Here is a 240-nt window from a genome sequence, read left to right as displayed (position 1 = left end):
ACTTTGGCGGTATCGGTAAGGAATATGCGGTGGATCGCACCGCACAAATATTAGCGAGTCGTTGGCCAAAGCAATCGGTATTAGTCAACTTTGGTGGTGATATTGCTTGCCCGATCACCAAAAGCGATGGCTGGCAGGTGGGGATTGAAAACCCTCATAAGCTTGATAACGCTGCGGCACTGTTATCCATTCGCCAGGGGGCGTTAGCCACTAGCGGCACTACTCGGCGCTACATAGAGG

General features: G+C 52.1%; 1 protein-coding gene. It reads left to right on the top strand.

Annotated features, from left to right (window positions below):
- Positions 1-29 precede the first annotated feature (29 nt).
- Positions 30-240: FAD:protein FMN transferase (locus AAEY88_RS15300; protein WP_350563763.1), on the top strand; the 211-nt coding region annotated here is incomplete at its 3' end.

The organism is Psychrobacter sp. CAL346-MNA-CIBAN-0220 (genome assembly GCF_040309805.1).
In the GTDB taxonomy this organism is placed as follows: Bacteria; Pseudomonadota; Gammaproteobacteria; order Pseudomonadales; family Moraxellaceae; genus Psychrobacter.
Note: the sequence above shows the minus strand (reverse complement) of the source record. Positions and strands in the feature narration are given on the sequence as shown.